Raw genomic sequence first — 15,676 nt, 5'->3', positions numbered from 1 at the left:
TATGGGTAAACTGATCTGGCTGATGGGGCCATCCGGCTCCGGTAAGGACAGTCTGCTGGCCGAACTCCGCCAGCAGGAACCGGCGCAACTGCTGGTAGCGCACCGTTACATCACCCGCGCCGCCAACGCCGGGAATGAAAATCATATTGCGCTGAGCGAACAAGAATTTTTTACCCGCGCCGGGCAGAACCTGCTGGCGCTGAGCTGGCACGCCAATGGCTTCTACTACGGCGTTGGCGTGGAGATTGACCTCTGGCTACACGCCGGTTTTGATGTGGTGGTCAACGGCTCACGGGCGCATCTGCCCCAGGCGCAGGCCCGTTACGGCACATCTTTACTCCCCATTTGCTTACAGGTTTCTCCGGCGATTTTACGCCAGCGCTTGCAGGCTCGTGGACGGGAGAGCGAAACGGAAATCGCCGCCCGTCTTGAGCGCGCAGCCCGCTACGCCCCGTATGACTGCCACGTCCTGAACAACGATGGAAGTTTGCTACAGTCTGTCGATACACTACTCACACTGATGGGACGCAAGGAGAAGAAACATGTCTGTCTGTGAATTACGCCGCGCTACGCTATACGATACCGATGCGGTTTATGCGCTCATCTGTGAGTTGAAACAGGGTCAATTCGACCTGCAGGCCTTTAGTGCCGGATACGCCGCAAATCTGCAAGATCCCAATATGCACTACCAACTGGCGCTGCTCGACGGACAGGTCGTCGGCTTGATCGGTCTGCACCTGCAGTTTCATCTGCACCACGCTAACTGGATTGGCGAAATACAGGAACTGGTGGTGATGCCGCAGGCGCGAGGATTAACGGTAGGCAGTCAGTTACTGGCCTGGGCCGAAGCCACCGCGCGCGAAGCGGGTGCAGAGATGACCGAGCTTTCCACCAGCACTCAACGCCTTAACGCTCACCGTTTTTATCAGCGCGAAGGCTATACCCAGAGCCATTTTCGCTTCACTAAACCGTTGTAGGGGGAGCCATGAGTCTGACCATTACGCTGACGGGAACGGGCGGCGCGCAGCTGGTGCCGACATTTGGCTGCGACTGTGCGGCTTGCCAACGAGCACACTTACAGGCGCAATACCGTCGACGCCCTTGTAGCGGGGTGGTCAGGTTCAATAATGCGGTGACGCTGCTGGACGCGGGGATCCCGCATCTGATGGACGACTGGCCGGCGGGCAGCTTCCAGCAGTTTCTGCTGACTCATTATCATATGGATCATGTGCAAGGGCTGTTTCCGTTGCGCTGGGGTGTCGGGGCGACCATCTCGGTGTACGGTCCGCCGGATGAACAGGGTTGCGACGATCTGTTTAAGCATCCCGGCATCCTCGATTTTAGCCATACCGTGGCACCGTTCGTGGTGTTCGACCTGCAAGGATTGCAGGTAACGCCGCTACCGCTCAACCATTCAAAGCTGACGTTTGGTTATCTGCTGGAGACCGCACATAGCCGCGTGGCGTGGCTCTCCGATACCGCCGGACTTCCCGACAAGACGTTGAAGTTTCTCCACAATAACCAGCCTCAGGTGATTATCATTGACTGCAGCCATGCCCCGCGCGCCGAGCCACCGCGCAATCATTGTGATTTAAATACCGTTATCGCCTTAAACGAAGTTATCCGCTGCCCACGGGTGATCCTGACGCATATCAGCCATCAGTTTGATCTGTGGATGATGGAACATCCGCTACCAGTAGGGTTTGAGGCAGGATATGACGGAATGGAGATTGTGCTGGAGTAAGGAAATTTGCCGGATGCGATGAAAACATCTTATCCGGCCTACAAACAGATGATTAAGCGACTTTTTTTGCGCCGACATCTCGCTGCGCAATAAAATCTTTAACTGAAACAATCCGGTTCAGTTCTTCTTGCGCCCGCATGTCATTTTCAACTTCCCACAGGTCAACCGCCGCCTGTAGGTTACGCCAGAAATCAACGGAGGTATCGAACGCTTTTGCCAAACGAAACGCCATATCCGTTGTTAATTTGCGATTATTGTTGACCAGTGCGCTCACTGTATTGCGGTGAACATGCAGAATTTCAGCCAGATCGTTGATTTTCAGATCAAGCGGTTCCAGGTATTCATATTGCAGGATATCACCCACAGTCGTTGGTTTTCTGGATGCCTGTTTCATATCGTTACCTTACGTTTTTCTAATAGATGTGTGGATCTAAGTACACATCTTCGGCCTTACCATTAATCCATTTAAATATTAATCGGTACTGCTTGTTTACTCTGATTGAAGAATATTCCTGTAATTTTCCGGTTAACTCTTCATATCTGTTACCGGGTGGCGAGCGCAAATCCCGATGCGAAACAGCCGCATTAATGATATCCAGCTTTCTGGCTAATGCAGTGTGAATATCCGCAGGTATTTTTCTGTGCGATGTCGCCCGTTCAAAAAAATCTTCAAGCCATGTATCCCGAAAATTTCTGATGTTTAATGATTTAGACATTCCATTGCCAGCACCTTTTCCATAAGCATAGAGAGATTGTAGTGCACACATGCACTGTGCTCAAGTGCATTCATTAACATAAAATGGTGAGCTGTTGGGCGAGCAGGTAAATCCCTGCCAGAAAGATAAAATACCCATAAATTTAATCGTTACCGCTAACGATCGTAATCCTCTTCCATTCTGCGCTCTTCGTCTTCTAACTGACGCCGTTCTTGATCGAGCTGGCGCTGACGGTCATCCAGTTGGCGACGTCGATCTTCAAACTGGCGGCGGCGATTGTCATATTGCCTGCGCCGGTCGTCACTCATCTGGCGCTGCCAGCTTTCATCACGGGAATCATCATAATCCCGCCCGTTGTCCGGTTTGTATGCGTCGTTAATCGCCTGCTGAATATTACCAATGGCGTCATCGATAATATCCGCCTGTGCCGATACGGTGGTCAGCATCAGCAAACTAAAAAGAAGGAATGTCGCGGAGCGTTGCATAAAACCAGCCTCATCAAGAAACTCGCCCCACGGTAATCAAAGCGTATTTGCGCGGGTAGCGGAGGAATCTCAATTACGCGAATGCCGCAGCGCCTGCGCCAGTTCTCCCCGAGTAAAAGGCTTACGCAATAGCGCCACATCCGGCAACGCCGGGTTATGCGCCGGACGTAAATCCTGACCGCTTATCAGCAGGATGGACAACTGCGGATAATGTGCTTGGGCATGGTTAACCACATCCACGCCGCTTAAACCACCTGGCAGCATTAAGTCGCTGATAAAAATATCAATCTCGGATGAAGCCGCCAGCATATGCATCGCCTGTTCCCCGTTTGCGGCCTCTAACGTCAGGTAGCCCAGCAGGTGTAATTGCTCGCACAACGTCTGGCGTACATCGTCCTCATCCTCGAGCACCAACACCAGTTTTTCACCGCTGTTCGCCGCATGTACCGCCACCGGTTCTGCCTGAGCCTGCACCGGCACAACGGCGCGAGGCAGTTGTAGCCTGACCGTCGTTCCCTGCCCGGGAGCGCTTTCAATCTCCACCCGACCTCCGGACTGGCGCACAAAACCGTAAACCATCGACAGCCCCAGTCCGCTGCCGCTACCGGTCTGTTTGGTGGTGAAAAACGGCTCGAAGACCTGGGCTTTCACCTCCTGTGACATCCCGCTCCCCTGGTCGGCAACCTCCAGCATCACCATATCCTGCTTGCGTCCATCGCTGCGCGTGACCCGCTGATTCCAGGTACGGATTTTAATCGTGCCCGCCTGCCCGTCCATGGCGTCACGGGCGTTCATCACCAGATTGATAATAGCGTTTTCCAGTTGGCTGACGTCAATCCACGCGGGCCAGGCGGGAGACTGGGCTTCAATCTCCAGCGTCAACGTGGCCGGAAGAGAGTGGCGCATCAGTTCGCCCAGATTTTCCAGCAGCGTTTTCAGCTCCACCGCATGAGGGTGCAACGACTGTTTGCGCGAAAAGGCCAGCAGCCGCTGGGTAAGCAGCGCCCCGCGCTCGGCAGCTTTTAGCGCCCGATTGACCCGCGGCGCGTCGGGAGAATCCGGATCCACCAAATCCAGACTGCCAATAATAACCGCCAGCAGGTTATTGAAATCATGTGCTAATCCACCCGTCAGTTGCCCCACCGCCTTCAGCTTTTGGCTGTGCAACAGCGCTTCTTCCAGCCCCTGACGTTCGGTGCGATCGATTTCCATCTGGCTGGTTTTTTCTTTTAGCAGTCGGGTTGTGTGCTCCAGCGACGCGGTGTTACGGGCAAAGACGCTAAAAGCGCGGGCCAGCTCGCCCAGCTCATCGCGACGCTGCAGGGCCGGGACGCTGACGTCTGATTCACCGTGCGCCAGCCGGGTCATCGCCCGTGAAATGGCCGTCAGGTTGGAACCGAGATTACGGTAGATATACCACCCGGCAAAACCGGTGATCACCACCGCCAGCAGCGCAAACACTAAAATAAACAACGCGCCGGATTGCAGTTCCTGATGGCTTTGCGCCACCCGCTGCTCTGAGATCAGCGCCACCTGCGAGGCATACTGATTGATATCGCTGTTGAGGATCGCCACCAGCGCTTTGATATGAAACATATACCAGTTGATGGCCAAATCGCTCTGCTCCAGCGCGGAAGAGAGCGGCTCCAGCTTATGCAGCTCCTGGTTGAAGTCGTTGAGGATACCGCTAATCAGCGGACTAGCATGGCGCAAGGGAAGCGCAGGCATCACCGCATCCAGTTGTTTCACCACCGAACGCGGCGTGGGCGTGTCGATGGCGGCAACAATTAAGCGGTCCATCTGCTCCAGCAACGCATCATCCTGCGCGCCGGTCAACTTTTGCAGATGACGTAAATAGCTTTGATTTTGATACAGCGAACTGAGCAACGCGTTACGCTCCAGGTGTCGCCGCTGCCCGCGCTGCAACATCCCTTCTACGCTGCTTTGTAGTTCATTACTGCGCTGGATAATACGCTCGACCAGCACCGGCTCTTGCTGTGCCAGCGGTGCGGTAGCCAGTTGTTCCAGCGACTGCTTCAGCGCCCTTTGCGTCTCCTGCAGCCGCTCCGCTTCCCCTTTGTATTCCAGCGCCCCGACCACCTGCGACAGCCGCACCGCCGCCGTCGCCACGTTCGCCGTATCCCGCGCCAGGTTCATGCTGCCGGTCATGTCGTCAACGGTTTGCTGCTGCACCTGCTCCTGAATCTGACTGGCATGCTGAAAACCCAGCACCGCCACGCCGCTCACCATCAGCGTGACAGCCACCACCACCAGATTGAAGAACAGCAATCGTCCGCGCGCACTGGCGAGAAAGTGACGTCCCGGTTGCGGCATATCACGCTCCGTGAAGAAAAATCGCAATATGACAAATATGAACGGCTTCTGACATTTTGCATTTACATTCCTGTGATGGACTGCTGATATCGGCCACCCCACAGGAGATCCGCCATGAGCAGGACACCGGTTCTGGAGATGCGCAACATTGCTAAAGCGTTTGGCAAATTTTACGCGCTGAAAGGGGTCGATTTAACGGTCTGGCCGGGCGAGATTCATGCCCTGATGGGCGAGAATGGCGCGGGGAAGAGCACCCTGATGAAGATCCTCGCGGGTGCCTATACCGCCACCAGCGGTGAGATCCTGATTGACGGTCAGCCGTTTCACATTCGCGGTCCCAAAGATGCACTTAGCGCAGGTATCACGCTGATTTATCAGGAGATGCAGCTCGCGCCGAACCTGACGGTAGCGGAAAATATCTTTCTTGGCGGCGAGCTGTCGCGCGGCGGGCTGGTCCAGCGTAAAGAGATGGTCATGCAGTCGCAGAAAGTCATCGACCGACTCGGCGCCCAGTTTAAGGCCAGCGACCGTGTGATGACGTTGACCATCGCCGAACAGCAGCAGGTGGAAATTGCCCGCGCCCTGCACCGTAACAGCCGCATTCTGGTAATGGATGAACCCACCGCCGCCCTCTCTTCACGTGAAACCCACCGCCTGTTTGAACTGATCATGCGCCTGCGCGATGAGGGGATGGCGATTATCTACATCAGCCACCGCATGGCGGAAGTGTACGAACTCTCGGACCGCGTCAGCGTCCTGCGCGACGGGCAATATGTTGGCAGTCTGACCCGCGACAAGCTCAACGCCTCGGAGCTGGTACGCATGATGGTGGGCCGTCCGTTGAGCGATCTGTTCAACAAAGAGCGCGACATTCCCTTAGGTAAAGCACGCCTCAATGTTCATCACCTGACCGACGGCCATAAAGTCCAGCCGTGCAGCTTGCTGGTGCGCTCCGGGGAGATCGTCGGCCTGGCCGGGCTAGTCGGTGCCGGGCGTTCTGAACTGGCTCAGCTTATTTTTGGCGTGCGTAAAGCCATCGGCGGCATGATTGAAGTAGACGGTGAACCGGTAGTGATCCACTCCCCCCGCGAGGCGATTGACCACGGCATTGGCTTTCTGACGGAAAACCGCAAAGAACAGGGATTATTTTTAGAGCTGGCAGCGGCAGAAAACATCACCATGGCAACGCTGGAGCGTGACGCCAACTGGGGCATGCTCGATCGCAAAAAGGCGCAGGCTATTTCCGATGACGCCATCAAGCTGCTCAACATCCGCGTGCCGCACGCACAGGTACGCGCGGGTGGGCTGTCCGGCGGTAATCAGCAAAAACTGCTGATTTCACGCTGGGTCGCGATCGGCCCACGTATTTTGATCCTCGATGAACCCACGCGCGGCGTGGACGTCGGTGCCAAAAGCGAGATCTACCGGATCATGAACGATATGGCGCGCAAAGGCGTAGCGATCCTGATGATCTCCAGCGAACTGCCGGAAGTCGTCGGTATGAGCGATCGCGTGTACGTCATGCGGGAAGGCAGCATTGCCGGCGAGCTGAACGGACAAAGTATTACCCAGGAAAATATTATGACGCTGGCAACCGGCGTGAACGACTCCCACCATCAGGCGGTGCCCCATGAATAATCCAACCACTCCCCAGCAGGTGGCAAAATCCGCCTCCGCAAAAAAAATGCTGATGAGCGATCTGATGCAAACGGTCGGCATCTTACCGATTCTCATCCTGATTGTGGCGGTATTTGGCTTTATCGCGCCTAACTTTTTTACCGAAAGTAACCTGCTGAATATTACCCGTCAGGCCTCGATCAACATCGTGCTGGCGGCTGGCATGACCTTCATTATTTTGACCGGCGGGATCGACCTCTCGGTTGGCTCGATTCTCGGTACCACCGCTGTCGCAGCCATGGTCGTTTCTCTTATTCCTGAGCTTGCCATGCTATCGATTCCGGCGGCGCTGATGCTCGGTCTGGTGCTGGGATTGTTTAACGGCGCGCTGGTCGCTTTTGCCGGACTACCGCCGTTTATCGTCACGCTTGGAACCTATACGGCGCTGCGCGGTGCGGCCTATCTGCTGGCCGACGGTACAACGGTGATTAACTCCAATATCAGCTTTGAGTGGATCGGTAACAACTATCTCGGCCCGGTTCCGTGGCTGGTGGTCATTGCGCTAGCGGTGGTGGTGGTGTGCTGGTTCATTCTGCGCCGCACCACGCTCGGCGTTCATATCTACGCGGTCGGCGGCAATATGCAGGCCGCACGTTTAACCGGGATCAAAGTGTGGCTGGTGCTGCTGTTCGTCTACGGCATGAGCGGTTTGCTCTCAGGCCTTGGCGGGGTGATGAGCGCCTCGCGGCTGTATAGCGCCAACGGCAACTTAGGCATGGGTTACGAGCTGGACGCCATCGCGGCGGTGATCCTCGGCGGCACCAGCTTTGTTGGCGGGATCGGCACCATCACCGGCACGCTGGTGGGGGCGTTGATAATCGCCACGCTCAATAACGGCATGACGCTGATGGGCGTCTCCTATTTCTGGCAACTGGTGATCAAAGGGGCGGTGATCATCATAGCGGTGCTGATCGACAAATACCGTACCCGACACCATCAAAGTGCATAGACAAGCTTACTGGCCTACTCATTCGTAGGCCTGATAAGCGCAGCGCCATCAGGCGTATAACAACAATACCCTACGTGAGGAAACGAGTATGCGTTTGAAGCCATTAGTAACCGCGCTCTGTGCTGGCGCCCTGCTTGCTGCAGCTCCGTTTGTGCAGGCAAAAGAACTGAAATCGATTGGCGTTACGGTGGGCGATCTGGCCAACCCGTTCTTCGTGCAGATCACCAAAGGCGCGGAGCTGGAAGCACGCAAGCTGGCAGGTGATAGCGTTAAAGTAACGCTGGTTTCCAGCGGTTACGATTTGGGGCAACAGGTGTCGCAGATCGACAACTTTATTGCCGCAAAAGTCGACATGATTATCCTTAACGCCGCCGACTCCAAAGGCATCGGCCCGGCGGTAAAACGCGCGAAAGACGCCGGGATCGTGGTGGTTGCCGTTGACGTGGCGGCGGAAGGCGCAGACGCGACCATTACCTCCGATAACACCCAGGCAGGTGAAATGGCCTGTAAATACATTACCGACCGCCTGAAAGGCAAAGGCAACGTCGTCATCATCAACGGGCCGCCGGTTTCCGCCGTCCAGAACCGCGTGGAAGGCTGCCAGACTGAGTTCAAACGCCACCCGGACATCAAGGTGCTGTCGCATAACCAAAACGCCAAAGGCAGTCGCGAAGGCGGGCTGGAGATCATGACCGCGTTGCTGGCGGCGAATCCGAAGATCGACGGCGTATTCGCCATTAACGATCCGACGGCGATCGGTGCCGATCTGGCGGCAAAACAGGCGCAGCGTAGCGAATTCTTTATTGTCGGCGTAGATGGATCCCCGGACGGTGAAGAAGCGCTTAAGCGCGAAAACTCACTATTTGTGGCGACTCCGGCACAAGATCCGCAGGTGATGGCTGCCAAAGCGGTCGAAATCGGCTATGACATATTGCAGGGGAAACCCGCCCCGAAAGAACCCGTGCTAATCCCGGTGACGATGATCGATAAAAACAACGTCGGCAGTTATAAGGGTTGGACGGTTAAATAGCCCGCCACAACAACGCCGGATGGCGGCGAAAATGCCCTATCCGGCCTACAAGATCGCTATGAATTTGTAGGCCGGATAAGCGCGGCCCATCCGGTATTATATTAAGGAGGATTCAGCCGATGAAACGCTCCGCAATAAACGAGATCCTTGGCCACACGCGCCAGTTTTTCTCTCAGCACGACGTGCATCTCCCCCCTTTTGCCAGCTTCCCCCCGACCCAATGGCGCAAGCTTGATGCTGCAGCCTGGAGCGAAGTGTTCGACCTTAAGCTCGGTTGGGATGTCACCGCATTTGGCGGCAACAATTTCGCCGCGCAAGGGTTAACGCTGTTCACTCTGCGTAATGGCTCGCCGAAAGGCATGCCTTACGAGAAATGCTACGCCGAGAAAATCATGCATGTTCGCGATGCGCAGGTCACGCCGATGCATTTTCACTGGCGCAAACGCGAAGACATTATCAATCGCGGCGGCGGCAATTTAATTGTGGAACTGTGGAATGCGGGGATCCGGGAACAAACGGAGGAGACCGACGTGAGCGTAGTGATTGATGGCTGTCGGCAAACCCATGCCGCGGGCAGTCAGTTACGCCTGACGCCGGGTGAAAGCATCTGCCTGCCGCCGGGCCTGTATCACAGCTTCTGGGCGGAAGAAGGTTTTGGCGACGTGCTGGTCGGCGAGGTTTCTTCTGTTAATGACGACGACCACGATAACCACTTTCTGCAACCGATCGCCCGCTATAACGACATTGAAGAAGACGAGCCGGCGCAGCTGGTGCTGTGTAACGAATATCGCCTGTTCCGCTAACCAAGGAGCGTATTATGCCGTTGATATCTCTCGCTGATGGCCTTGCACATGCCCGTGAGCATCGTTATGCCTTAGGGGCATTTAATGTTCTGGATTCACACTTCCTGCGCGCGCTGTTTGCCGCGGCAAAGCAGGAACGTTCGCCGTTTATCATCAATATCGCCGAAGTACATTTTAAATATATCTCGCTGGATTCTCTGGTCGAAGCGGTCAAGTTCGAAGCCGCGCGGCATGACATTCCGGTGGTGCTAAACCTTGACCACGGCCTGCACTTTGAGTCGGTAGTTCGGGCACTACGCTTAGGGTTCAGTTCAGTGATGTTCGATGGCTCCACGCTGGAGTATGAAGAAAATATCCGCCAGACCCGAGAAGTGGTAAAGATGTGCCACGCCGTCGGCGTGTCGGTGGAAGCCGAACTGGGTGCGGTGGGCGGTGATGAGGGCGGCGCGCTGTACGGCCATGCCGACGAGTCGCTGTTTACCGACCCGATGATGGCGCGTGATTTCGTCGACAGAACCGGGATTGACGCGCTGGCGGTCGCCATTGGCAATGCCCACGGCAAATACAAAGGCGAACCGCTGCTCGACTTCCCGCGTCTGGACGCCATTCGCCAGCAGGCGGCAATCCCGCTGGTACTGCACGGCGGCTCCGGCATTAGCGACGACGATTTCAAGCGCGCGATTGAACTCGGCATTCACAAAATCAACTTCTATACCGGCATGTCGCAGGCGGCGCTGTCGGCGGTAGAAACACGGATGGCGAATCGCCAGCCGCTGTACGACGAATTCGCCGAACTGCTGCTCGGCATTGAAGAGGCCATTACCGATACCGTTTCGGAACAGATGCGCATTTTTGGCAGCGCGGGACGGGTCTGATGGAACGCAAAGGCGTTATCGCCGCAGGCAACATGCTGGTCGATCACGTGCATCAAATTGTGCAGTGGCCGGAACGTGGCTGGCTGGCGGAAATCACCCGTAGCGAACGCGCCACGGGCGGTGCGCCGCTTAATGTGCTGCTGACGCTGGCAAAAATGCACACTGGGCTGCCGTTGCAGGCGGTGGGGTTAATCGGTCAGGACAGCGACGGCGACTACATCATGGCGATGCTGGAGCAGTATCACGTTAATCGCCAACACGTGCAGCGCACCACATTCGCCCCCACGTCGATGTCGCAGGTGATGACCGATCCCAGCGGTCAGCGCACCTTTTTCCACTCGCCCGGTGCCAATCGGCTACTCGATCTGCCTGCGTTTGAGCAACTGGATACCTCGATGAAAATCTTCCATCTGGGATATCTGCTGCTGCTCGACAGTCTGGACATGCCGGATGAGGAGTTCGGGACGCGTAGCGCACGGCTGCTGGCGCAAATGCGCGACAACGGCTTTGAAACGTCGCTGGATCTGGTCTCACGCAAGGGCGACCCGCGCTATCAACCGCTGGTGATGCCAGCCCTGCGCCATCTAGACTATCTGGTGATTAACGAGCTGGAAGCCGGCGAGTTCAGCGGGCTGGAGATCCGCCAGCCCAACGGCGAACTGCATATTGCGCACATCGCCACCGCCGCACGCGAATTATTGAATGCAGGTGTACGCCAGCGGGTGGTGATCCACTGTCCGGAAGGTGCCTGGGGTGAAGCACCGGATCTGCCGGGCGTCTGGATCCCGTCGCAGTACCTGGCGCAGGAGGAGATCGTTGGCAGCGTCGGAGCGGGAGATGCGTTTTGCGCTGGATTTTTGTATGGCTGTCATGAGCGCTGGTCGCTGACGGACAGCGTCAGGTTGGCACACGCCTGTGCGCGGGCAAGCTTGCTGTGCGCGAATGCGATAGATGGCGCGAAGACGCTGGCAGAGTTGAAAGCAGAAATGGCTGACGCCTGATGCGCTACGCTTATCAGGCCTACGGAGTTGTTATCGCTTTTGTAGGCCGGATAAGGCGTTTACGCCGCATCCGGCAACTGCGCACGATCACGCCGCCTTATCGTGATGCTGCACGTCGGCGGCAAACACATAACCCAGCCCACGCAGGGTTTTGATCAACATTGGCTGGTGCGGGTTGTTCTCTATTTTTCGCCGCAGCCGCATGATTAACACGTCAATAGTGCGGTCAAACACCTCAACGCTGTCGCTGCGCGTCAGCTCCAGCAGCTGTTCTCGGCTCAGCACCCGCCGGGCATTTTGGGCCAGCGCCAACAGCAGGCTGTATTCCCCTTGCGTCAACTCCACCTTCAACTGCTGGGGATTATGTAACTGGCAACCGGCGGTATCAAGATGCCAGCCATTAAAAGAAAGCCCCGTGGTCTGTGGGCCGCCGCTTTCTGCCGTTAACACGCCAACGCGTCTGAGCACCGCCTTTACCCGCGCCACCAGCACCCGCGCATTGAACGGCTTACCGATATAGTCGTCAGCCCCCATTTCCAGCCCAACAACCACATCCGACTCGCTGCCAAGCCCGGTCAGCATCACCACCGGTAATCCGGGTCTCATCTTTTGCACCCGCTGCAACACCATCAGACCGTTGATATCGGGCAACATCATGTCCAGCAATACCAGAGCGATATCCGGCTGAGTCTCAATGCAGCGCAGCGCCTCCTGCCCGGTGTGACAGGCGGTCACCGTAAAGACGTGTTCGCTCAGCACATCCTGTAAAAGCGTGCAGACAGCGATGTCATCATCCACAACCAGTATGGCTGGCTTCATTGTTTTTCCCCATTTCTGGCCAACTTAAATGAGTGTGATTGATTCTGCACAGAGTGACAGCGATAAGGCACAAGGATGTGCGGGAAACATAACCTCGGTCACACTGCCGGGGCGTCACGTATTGGAGATTCGTCACGTCAAATATGACGACAGACTGTTTTTCGTCAGGGTTTTGCGCAAAATTCGCCCGTAATATCGACTAATGCCCCTGATAAAAACATGGCATAAAAGATGCATAACAAAAACGACAAGCGCGTATGCGCGATTTGATTAACTGGAGCGAGACCGATGAAAAAAGTCGTCACGGTTTGCCCATATTGCGCATCAGGTTGCAAAATCAACCTGGTGGTCGATAACGGCAAAATCGTCCGGGCTGAAGCGGCGCAGGGGAAAACCAACCAGGGTACCCTGTGTCTGAAGGGCTACTATGGCTGGGATTTTATCAATGATACCCAGATCCTGACCCCTCGTCTGAAAACCCCTATGATTCGTCGCCAGCGTGGCGGCAAACTGGAATCCGTTTCCTGGGATGAAGCGCTTGATTACGTCGCCAGTCGTCTGAGCGCCATCAAAGCGAAGTATGGCCCGGACGCTATTCAGACGACCGGTTCATCTCGCGGTACGGGTAACGAAACCAACTATGTAATGCAAAAATTCGCGCGCGCCGTTATTGGTACCAATAACGTTGACTGCTGCGCTCGCGTCTGACACGGCCCATCGGTTGCAGGTCTGCACCAATCGGTCGGTAACGGCGCAATGAGTAATGCTATCAATGAAATTGATAACACGGATTTAGTATTCATCTTCGGGTACAACCCGGCGGATTCCCACCCGATCGTGGCGAATCACGTGATTAATGCTAAACGTAACGGGGCGAAAATCATCGTCTGCGATCCGCGCAAAATTGAAACCGCGCGTATTGCCGACATGCACATCGCGTTGAAAAACGGCTCGAACATCGCGCTGCTCAATGCTATGGGTCATGTCATCATCGAAGAAAAACTGTACGACCAGGCGTTCGTCGCCTCCCGTACGGAAGGATTCGAAGAGTACAGCAAGATCGTCGAAGGCTACACGCCAGAGTCCGTCGAAGATATCACTGGCGTTAGCGCGCAGGATATTCGTCAGGCTGCACGTATGTATGCCACGGCGAAAAGCGCGGCCATCCTGTGGGGCATGGGTGTTACCCAGTTCTATCAAGGCGTGGAAACCGTGCGTTCACTGACCAGCCTCGCAATGCTGACCGGCAACCTCGGTAAGCCGAGCGTGGGCGTTAACCCGGTTCGTGGGCAGAACAACGTTCAGGGCGCATGTGACATGGGCGCGCTGCCGGATACTTATCCGGGCTATCAGTATGTGAAAGATCCGGCTAACCGCGAGAAGTTCGCTAAAGCCTGGGGCGTGGAAAGTCTGCCTGCTCATACCGGTTATCGCATCAGCGAACTGCCGCACCGTGCAGCGCATGGCGAAGTACGCGCGGCGTACATCATGGGTGAAGATCCATTACAAACCGATGCTGAACTCTCCGCAGTGCGCAAAGGCTTTGAGGATCTGGAACTGGTCATCGTGCAGGATATCTTCATGACCAAAACTGCCGCTGCCGCAGACGTTATTTTACCGTCTACGTCATGGGGTGAGCATGAAGGCGTATTCTCCGCAGCTGACCGTGGCTTCCAGCGCTTCTTTAAAGCCGTTGAGCCGAAGTGGGATCTGAAAACGGACTGGCAGATTATCAGTGAAATCGCCACCCGTATGGGCTATCCGATGCACTACAACAACACCCAGGAAATCTGGGACGAGTTGCGTCATCTGTGCCCGGATTTCTACGGTGCCACTTACGAGAAAATGGGCGAACTGGGTTATATCCAGTGGCCTTGCCGCGACGCCTCAGAAGCCGACCAGGGTACGTCTTATCTCTTCAAAGAGAAGTTCGACACCCCGAACGGCCTGGCGCAGTTCTTCACCTGCGACTGGGTAGCGCCAATCGACAAACTCACTGAGGAGTACCCGATGGTACTGTCTACAGTGCGTGAAGTCGGCCACTACTCTTGCCGTTCGATGACCGGTAACTGTGCGGCGTTGGCCGCGCTGGCGGATGAACCGGGCTATGCCCAGATCAACACCGCCGACGCAGAACGCCTGGGCATCCAGGATGAAGAGCTGGTGTGGGTGAACTCGCGTAAAGGCCGGGTCATTACCCGTGCGGCAGTCAGCGATCGTCCAAACAAAGGCGCGATTTACATGACCTACCAGTGGTGGATTGGCGCATGTAATGAACTGGTAACCGAGAACTTAAGTCCGATTACCAAAACGCCGGAGTACAAGTACTGTGCTGTAAACGTTGAACGCATTGCCGATCAGCGCGCTGCCGAGCAGTATGTCATTGATGAGTACACCAAGCTGAAAGCCAGCCTGCGCGAAAGCGCGATGGGTTAAGCTTCCCCTGACGGCCTCCATTCGGAGGCCGTTTTTTTATGCATATAATCTCTCTATACTGTTCATTCCCTACACTAAATCTAAATATAAGATGAAACGACTTTTCGCCTTGATGGTGTTAATGACATGCTTTGTCCATGCCGAAGAGCCCGGTAGTCAGTTTTTGAAAGCCGCCGAGTCCGGAGACCGACGTGCACAATATTTCCTCGCTGATACCTGGTTTAGCTCAGGCGATTTGGGTAAAGCGGAATATTGGGCGCAAAAAGCCGCCGACAATGGTGATGCCGATGCTTACGCATTGCTGGCACAAATTAAGATTACCAATCCGGTCAGTCTGGATTACCCCCAGGCCAAAACGCTGGCGGAAAAAGCGACCCAGGCAGGCAGTAAAACTGGGGAAATTACGCTGGCGCGTATTCTGGTCAACACTCAGGCTGGACACACCGATTACCCCAAAGCCATTACCTTGCTGCAAAACGCCTCCGAGGACCTGGAAAACGACTCCGCCGTCGACGCGCAAATGCTGCTTGGGCTGATTTACGCCAACGGCGTGGGTATTCCCGCAGACGATGAGAAAGCGACGTGGTATTTCAAACGTAGCTCTGCCATTTCCCGCACCGGTTATTCCGAATACTGGGCCGGGATGATGTTCTTAAACGGTGAGCAGGGTTTTATCGTGAAGAATAAACAGAAGGCACTGCACTGGCTGAATCTGAGCTGTACGGAAGGATTCGATACCGGCTGCGAAGAGTTTGATAAGTTAACCAACGGGTAGTCGTTGTAGGCCTGATAAGCGTAGCGCCATCA

Annotated in this window: 16 protein-coding genes; 11 read left to right on the top strand and 5 right to left on the bottom strand. The window is 55.6% G+C overall.

From position 1 onward, the window contains the following. Position 1: 1 nt before the first annotated feature. The 3 genes from phnN to phnP are packed head-to-tail and all read left to right on the top strand — an operon-like array spanning position 2 to position 1,744. On the top strand, positions 2–556 hold the full coding sequence (phnN, locus tag OGY13_RS01530) for a ribose 1,5-bisphosphokinase (protein WP_008786953.1): 555 nt from the start codon (positions 2–4) through the stop codon (positions 554–556). Further along, on the top strand, positions 543–977 hold the full coding sequence (gene phnO / locus OGY13_RS01525) for an aminoalkylphosphonate N-acetyltransferase (RefSeq protein WP_048215113.1): 435 nt from the start codon (positions 543–545) through the stop codon (positions 975–977). Before phnN ends, phnO begins: the two co-directional genes overlap by 14 nt. An 8-nt stretch (positions 978–985) precedes the next feature. Further along, positions 986–1,744, top strand: coding sequence for a phosphonate metabolism protein PhnP (gene phnP / locus OGY13_RS01520; RefSeq protein ID WP_213752801.1), 759 nt, complete (start codon positions 986–988; stop codon positions 1,742–1,744). 52 nt (positions 1,745–1,796) lie between these two features. Here phnP and OGY13_RS01515 read toward each other — a convergent pair whose 3' ends face one another. From OGY13_RS01515 to OGY13_RS01500, 4 genes are all read right to left on the bottom strand, one after another. Further along, the gene (locus tag OGY13_RS01515; protein ID WP_008786950.1) at positions 1,797–2,138 is read right to left on the bottom strand and encodes a HigA family addiction module antitoxin; all 342 of its coding nucleotides are present in this window, start codon (positions 2,136–2,138) and stop codon (positions 1,797–1,799) included. Positions 2,139–2,157: 19 nt separating this feature from the next. After that, positions 2,158–2,460, bottom strand: coding sequence for a type II toxin-antitoxin system RelE/ParE family toxin (locus tag OGY13_RS01510; protein WP_032942116.1), 303 nt, complete (start codon positions 2,458–2,460; stop codon positions 2,158–2,160). A gap of 155 nt (positions 2,461–2,615) precedes the next feature. Then, a complete protein-coding gene (yjdP, locus tag OGY13_RS01505) occupies positions 2,616–2,945 on the bottom strand; it encodes a DDRRRQL repeat protein YjdP (RefSeq protein ID WP_003031807.1) in 330 nt (109 codons plus the stop codon). A gap of 69 nt (positions 2,946–3,014) precedes the next feature. After that, positions 3,015–5,279 carry a hybrid sensor histidine kinase/response regulator gene (locus OGY13_RS01500; protein ID WP_213752802.1) on the bottom strand — a complete coding sequence of 755 codons (2,265 nt, stop codon included), beginning with the start codon at positions 5,277–5,279 and terminating at the stop codon, positions 3,015–3,017. A 114-nt stretch (positions 5,280–5,393) separates the two neighbouring features. Here OGY13_RS01500 and OGY13_RS01495 point away from each other — a divergent pair, with 114 nt between their 5' ends. The 6 genes from OGY13_RS01495 (at position 5,394) to OGY13_RS01470 (ending at position 11,614) form a co-directional block, all read left to right on the top strand. Then, on the top strand, positions 5,394–6,917 hold the full coding sequence (locus tag OGY13_RS01495; RefSeq protein ID WP_213752803.1) for a sugar ABC transporter ATP-binding protein: 1,524 nt from the start codon (positions 5,394–5,396) through the stop codon (positions 6,915–6,917). After that, positions 6,910–7,905, top strand: coding sequence for an ABC transporter permease subunit (locus OGY13_RS01490; protein ID WP_008786947.1), 996 nt, complete (start codon positions 6,910–6,912; stop codon positions 7,903–7,905). The genes OGY13_RS01495 and OGY13_RS01490 overlap by 8 nt, the downstream gene beginning before the upstream one ends. A gap of 88 nt (positions 7,906–7,993) precedes the next feature. Further along, positions 7,994–8,935, top strand: a complete 942-nt coding sequence (locus tag OGY13_RS01485) for an ABC transporter substrate-binding protein (RefSeq protein WP_003826688.1) — start codon at positions 7,994–7,996, stop codon at positions 8,933–8,935. 119 nt (positions 8,936–9,054) lie between these two features. Further along, positions 9,055–9,738: a D-lyxose/D-mannose isomerase gene (locus tag OGY13_RS01480; RefSeq protein ID WP_032942114.1), complete on the top strand. Its 684-nt coding sequence runs from the start codon at positions 9,055–9,057 to the stop codon at positions 9,736–9,738. A gap of 14 nt (positions 9,739–9,752) precedes the next feature. Further along, positions 9,753–10,613: a ketose 1,6-bisphosphate aldolase gene (locus tag OGY13_RS01475; RefSeq protein WP_003826670.1), complete on the top strand. Its 861-nt coding sequence runs from the start codon at positions 9,753–9,755 to the stop codon at positions 10,611–10,613. After that, the gene (locus tag OGY13_RS01470) at positions 10,610–11,614 is read left to right on the top strand and encodes a carbohydrate kinase family protein (RefSeq protein ID WP_103285877.1); all 1,005 of its coding nucleotides are present in this window, start codon (positions 10,610–10,612) and stop codon (positions 11,612–11,614) included. The genes OGY13_RS01475 and OGY13_RS01470 overlap by 4 nt, the downstream gene beginning before the upstream one ends. 87 nt (positions 11,615–11,701) lie before the next feature. On the opposite strand, the gene OGY13_RS01465 is transcribed toward OGY13_RS01470, so the two are convergent. Next, positions 11,702–12,433 (bottom strand): response regulator, encoded by a 732-nt coding sequence (locus OGY13_RS01465; protein WP_213752804.1) that lies wholly within the window; start codon positions 12,431–12,433, stop codon positions 11,702–11,704. A 288-nt stretch (positions 12,434–12,721) separates the two neighbouring features. Between OGY13_RS01465 and fdhF the strand changes: the two genes are divergently transcribed. Together fdhF and yjcO are read left to right on the top strand one after the other, a co-directional pair. Then, the gene (gene fdhF, locus OGY13_RS01460; RefSeq protein ID WP_213752805.1) at positions 12,722–14,869 is read left to right on the top strand and encodes a formate dehydrogenase subunit alpha; all 2,148 of its coding nucleotides are present in this window, start codon (positions 12,722–12,724) and stop codon (positions 14,867–14,869) included. Between the two features lie 91 nt (positions 14,870–14,960). Continuing rightward, positions 14,961–15,644: a Sel1 family TPR-like repeat protein YjcO gene (yjcO, locus tag OGY13_RS01455; RefSeq protein ID WP_032934129.1), complete on the top strand. Its 684-nt coding sequence runs from the start codon at positions 14,961–14,963 to the stop codon at positions 15,642–15,644. The last annotated feature ends 32 nt before the right edge of the window (positions 15,645–15,676 follow it).

Origin of the sequence: Citrobacter sp. Cpo045, assembly GCF_030332875.1 — a bacterium.
GTDB classification, from domain to species: Bacteria; Pseudomonadota; Gammaproteobacteria; order Enterobacterales; family Enterobacteriaceae; genus Citrobacter; species Citrobacter portucalensis.
This window is presented reverse-complemented; position numbering and strand designations above follow the sequence as displayed.